Raw genomic sequence first — 4,722 nt, 5'->3', positions numbered from 1 at the left:
GCGCTCGGCATACCCGTCACAGAGACCGTGGGATAAGTCTGTCCAGGGAAAGGGGTACCTCGGCCATCAGCCGATTTGTGCAACAGAGTCGCGGGGGTCGCGCAAATCGTATCCGTCTTCGATGCACGCATGTTGCGGATATTGCGTACGGCGGGGTGCCATCCGAAAGTTCTGGGTTCACAGCAATTGTCTGGGCGGGTGAAAACCTACGCGGGGATGTTTGCAATTGATCAGGCACTTCACGACAGGTTGCTGAGCCAAACATGCCGATCGCCGCACAGTTTGGAGCATCAAAGCAGTTCAGCCTTTGGGGTCTCGGCCTCGGTTGCATGACTGGTTGCGATGAAAAATAGTTGCCTTCGGTAACTGACTTGCATCATGTACGCGAATTTTCGTGCCCGACAGTCAGCGCGCCGCGCTGCGGGTCGCGTCATCTGGCGCAGCCATGGTCCCTGCTTGCATAAAGCTATGCGTCGCAGTGAACACGACGAACTGCGCCTCGTCAAACGCGTTTGGCGCGTCTGGCAGGGGGTCCGGCGCATTTGCGCTGGCGGTGTCAGAAAAATCAGCGCCGATGTGTTCATCTCCTTCAGCTGACAGCTCCTGCTCAGTCATCTGCCACGCGTCATCATGCGCATCTTCATCAACGTACCGGGATGCATGACGGCGCACGCGCGCTTGAGCTTCTTCGAAATTCTCGGTGGATGACAGGGCCAGCTGACTGACCAACGCGGCAGAGCTTTGTGTTCCGATCACACCATACAGGCAGGGAATAAGGTCATAGAGTTCATCCGTTTCCGCCCCCGGCCGGTCCGTCACGATAATCACGCTTGCATAGGGGTTGCGCCGTTCTGCGGACAACGCCAGCGCATGCGTCAACTGGCCGTCAATCCGTTCTTCCAAAACAAGCAGATCAACCGTGTCGAGCTGTATCAGTGCGTGCGCGACCCTGCGCGTTTCGACGCAGAGAACCTGAAACCCCTTGTTAATAAGGGCCTGTGCGCAGGCCGCAGCAGATTCGGCTTCGGAGCGCAAAATGAGAGCTTTCATCGGATTCTCCTGATGTATGGCAGCAGCTTCGTCGACACTACGAATCTAACTCTTAAGTTTTGCTGAAAAACCGCAACAAAACGCGGGCACACTTGGCCCCTGCCCCGGATGTGCCTATACAAGCTTCGAACACAGACAATCAGGGACGCGCATCATGCGAACAGCAACGATCACCCGTCAGACCGCCGAGACGGATATTTCCGTCACCATCAATCTGGATGGCACCGGTGTGTACGACAACCAGACCGGCGTTGGTTTTTTTGATCACATGCTGGACCAGTTGTCGCGGCATGCGCTGATTGATATGACGGTGCGCGCCAACGGCGACCTGCACATTGATGACCACCACACGGTTGAGGACGTCGGCATCGCACTGGGTCAGGCCCTGACGCAGGCGTTAGGCGAGAAGCGCGGCATCCGCCGTTATGGCAGCTGCCATCTGGCAATGGATGATGCACAAGTGCGTGCAGCACTTGATCTGTCGGCGCGGCCTTATCTGATCTGCAATCTTGATTTGCCTTTTGGCAAGATCGGGACCTTTGACACCGAATTGGTGCGTGAATTCTTTCAGGCGATCAGCACGCATGGCGGTATCACTCTGCATATCGACAAGCTGCATGGGTTCAACGCCCACCATATCGCCGAAGCCGCGTTCAAGGCCGTCGCCCGCGCGCTGCGCGAAGCGGTAGAAGTTGACCCGCGCAAGGCGGATGCGATCCCCTCCACCAAGGGCAGCCTATGACGACCGTCTTAATCGATTACGACAGCGGCAACCTGCATTCTGCGCAAAAGGCATTCGAGCGGATGGCTGCAGAGGTCGGGTCCAGCCCGGTGATTGTCACGTCTGATCCTGACGTCGTGGCCAAGGCCGACCGCATTGTACTGCCCGGCGACGGCGCGTTTCCCCATTGCCGTGCAGAGCTTTTTGCCCGCACGGGGCTGGCCGAGGCTATTGTAGAAGCTGTGACCGTTCGTGCGGTGCCGTTCTTTGGGATCTGTGTCGGTATGCAAATGCTGGCGACCACGGGACATGAATACGAAAAAACCCCCGGCTTTGGCTGGATCGCGGGTGATATTCGCCGCATTCAACCCAGTGACCCTGCGCTGAAGATCCCGCATATGGGCTGGAATGATTTGGTGATTGATCACCCCCATCCGGTACTGGCGGGGATCAGCACAGGCGAGCATGCCTATTTCGTCCATTCCTATGCCATGAATGTGACCAATCCGGCGGAACGGCTGGCCCATGTCGATTACGCAGGCGACATTACCGCGATTGTCGGGCGCGACACGATTATCGGCACCCAGTTTCATCCCGAGAAAAGCCAATCGGCCGGGTTGCGGATGATCGGCAATTTTCTGCGTTGGCGGCCTTAGGCCCGATGGATCTGGCGGCAATCGTCCAGCAGATCGGCTATGATATGGCTGCGGCACCACACCGTGGCGTTGTCGCGGATTATATCCCGGAACTGAAGCGGGTTGACCCCTCACAGTTTGGTCTCGCGGTGATGACCGCTGACGGACAGACGTATCATTGCGGTGATGCTGATGTGCGGTTTTCGATCCAGAGCGTGTCCAAAGTATTCACCCTCGCGCTGGCTTTGGGCCGCATGGGTGATCAGCTATGGACGCGGGTCGGCCGCGAGCCGTCGGGGCATGCGTTCAATTCCATTCTCCAGCTGGAAACGGAACATGGCATCCCGCGCAATCCGTTTATCAACGCAGGCGCCTTGGTGGTCACGGACGCCATTTTAGCCGGTCACCCTCCGCGTGAAACATTGGGCGAGATCCTGCGCTTTGTTCGGGCGGCGGCGGGCGATGACAATATCCACATCAACCCCGATGTCGCCCAGTCAGAAGAGCAAACTGGCCACCGCAACCGCGCCCTTGCGCATTTCTTGCTGGCCAACGCCAACCTGATCAATCCGCCCGAGCTGACCTGTGGCACGTACTTCCACCAATGCGCAATCGAGATGACCTGCCTGCAACTGGCGCAGGCCGGTCGTTTTTTGATGGGCGGACCCAATGCGCCCCGTTTGGTCAGCCCAGAACGGGTGCGCCGACTGAACGCGCTCATGATGACGTGTGGGCATTACGACGGATCAGGCGAATTCGCCTTTCGTGTGGGTCTGCCGGGGAAAAGCGGTGTGGGCGGCGGCATCCTTGCCATCGTACCGGGGCGCGCCAGCATTGCCGTCTGGTCGCCGGGGCTGAATGAACGCGGGAATTCGCAGCTTGGGACACTGGCCATCGAACATTTAGCGCGCGCGACGGGGTGGTCCGTGTTCGGGTAACCGACAACAGCTTGATGCCGACACAATTCGCCTGCATGGTTGCACGGACCTTTCCAATACTAGGACCACACATGCCCCGTCTTACCCGCCGCGCCTTGATGGCCGGCCTTGCGACCACCCTTGCTGCATGTGGCAGCCGCCATAGCCCCGAAACACGCAGATCGGGCAATGACCTGCCGCTTTACCCAAACGAAACGCCCCAGCTACGTCGGTTGATCAATAAATACGCCGACATACACGGTATTCCCGTTACGCTTCTGCATCGGATTATCTTGCGTGAAAGCACCCATAATCCATCCGCACGCAACGGCCCTTATTACGGGTTGATGCAGATTTTGCCTGAAACAGCGCGGACCATGGGATACAGCGGCCCCCCGCGCGGACTACTGGATGCCGAAACGAACCTGCGCTACGCGGGCAAATATTTGCGCGGCGCGTGGCTGGTATCTGACAGGGACGAGCCGACCGCAGTGGGCTGGTACGCGCGCGGCTACTATTATGAGGCAAAGCGGCGCGGCCTGCTGGTTGAGACCGGATTGCGGTCATAAGCTATCAACGGAAGGACCTGACCGGTTCCATAGGGTCAGGTATGATGACTGTTATGGCGATGGGACCACATCGCCCAACCCAAGCGCGATGCGACCTATTGCAGCCGTGTCTAGGTGCCGCCATCGCGACAGATACCTAAAACGCAACCCGATACCGACAGCGTATCACCCGTCAGTTGCAGTCGCGAATTATACGTCTTGTCGCGGTCAGGGGACCTGACTTTGCCACTGTGCGGTGTTTGTCAACGATGTTGTCCGTCGGCTTCATGCAGCGGCTCTGATTTCAGGGGCGCTGATTTCGGTTTCTGGGTTGAGCCAGACGGGTCCAGCGGGTTGCCAGTTGCGGGTTTTTCCTGACCATCGTTGCGGGTTTTGCGTCCTTACATTTGCCTAGAGACCGGCACGATTGGCCAGCGTTGCACGATCATGGCCAGTGTGGCGCGCGTCTGGCGTGACGAAGCGGATGGCGCTGTGCAGGTGCTCGTCGTTATACCAAGTGGCGAAGGATTTCACCCAGGCCTGGGCGTCTGCCCTCGCGGCAAAGCCCTTGGTCGGCCAGTTCGGGCGATATTTGCAAGTGCGGAAGAGCGCCTCTGAGAACGGATTATCATTGCTGACACGCGGCCGGCTGTAAGACGCGATGATGCCGAGTTTTTCCATAGTTGTTTTCATCGTCGCGCCCTTCATCGGGCTGCCATTGTCGGCATGCAGAACCAGTGGGCGCAAGGCGCATCCCTCAGCCAGTACCGCTTTGCGGATCAGCATCGCCGCTAGCTCCGCACTCGCGCGTTCATGAACTTCCCATCCAACGATCTTGCGGCTGTAGACGT

At 58.4% G+C, this 4,722-nt stretch carries 5 protein-coding genes and 2 pseudogenes; 4 read left to right on the top strand and 3 right to left on the bottom strand.

Annotated features, from left to right (window positions below):
- Positions 1 to 405 precede the first annotated feature (405 nt).
- Positions 406 to 1,050, bottom strand: coding sequence for an imidazoleglycerol-phosphate dehydratase (locus tag QZ196_RS17235; protein ID WP_296428585.1), 645 nt, complete (start codon positions 1,048 to 1,050; stop codon positions 406 to 408).
- A gap of 154 nt (positions 1,051 to 1,204) precedes the next feature.
- On the opposite strand from QZ196_RS17235, the gene hisB reads away from it, so the two are divergent.
- From hisB to QZ196_RS17215, 4 genes are all read left to right on the top strand, one after another.
- Positions 1,205 to 1,792, top strand: a complete 588-nt coding sequence (gene hisB / locus QZ196_RS17230) for an imidazoleglycerol-phosphate dehydratase HisB (protein ID WP_296428583.1) — start codon at positions 1,205 to 1,207, stop codon at positions 1,790 to 1,792.
- Positions 1,789 to 2,427: an imidazole glycerol phosphate synthase subunit HisH gene (gene hisH, locus QZ196_RS17225; RefSeq protein WP_296428581.1), complete on the top strand. Its 639-nt coding sequence runs from the start codon at positions 1,789 to 1,791 to the stop codon at positions 2,425 to 2,427. Before hisB ends, hisH begins: the two co-directional genes overlap by 4 nt.
- A gap of 5 nt (positions 2,428 to 2,432) precedes the next feature.
- On the top strand, positions 2,433 to 3,344 hold the full coding sequence (locus QZ196_RS17220) for a glutaminase (protein ID WP_296428580.1): 912 nt from the start codon (positions 2,433 to 2,435) through the stop codon (positions 3,342 to 3,344).
- A 71-nt stretch (positions 3,345 to 3,415) separates the two neighbouring features.
- Complete coding sequence (locus QZ196_RS17215) at positions 3,416 to 3,892, top strand: lytic transglycosylase domain-containing protein (protein WP_296428578.1); 477 nt, start codon at positions 3,416 to 3,418, stop codon at positions 3,890 to 3,892.
- 110 nt (positions 3,893 to 4,002) lie between these two features.
- Here QZ196_RS17215 and QZ196_RS17210 read toward each other — a convergent pair.
- Together QZ196_RS17210 and QZ196_RS17205 are read right to left on the bottom strand one after the other, a co-directional pair.
- Positions 4,003 to 4,119: pseudogene (locus tag QZ196_RS17210) on the bottom strand (DUF2147 domain-containing protein); the annotation flags it as partial.
- Positions 4,120 to 4,156: 37 nt separating this feature from the next.
- A pseudogene (locus QZ196_RS17205) lies at positions 4,157 to 4,722 on the bottom strand (integrase core domain-containing protein); the annotation flags it as partial.

Source organism: Yoonia sp. (assembly GCF_017854565.1).
Lineage (GTDB): Bacteria > Pseudomonadota > Alphaproteobacteria > Rhodobacterales > Rhodobacteraceae > Yoonia.
This window is presented reverse-complemented; position numbering and strand designations above follow the sequence as displayed.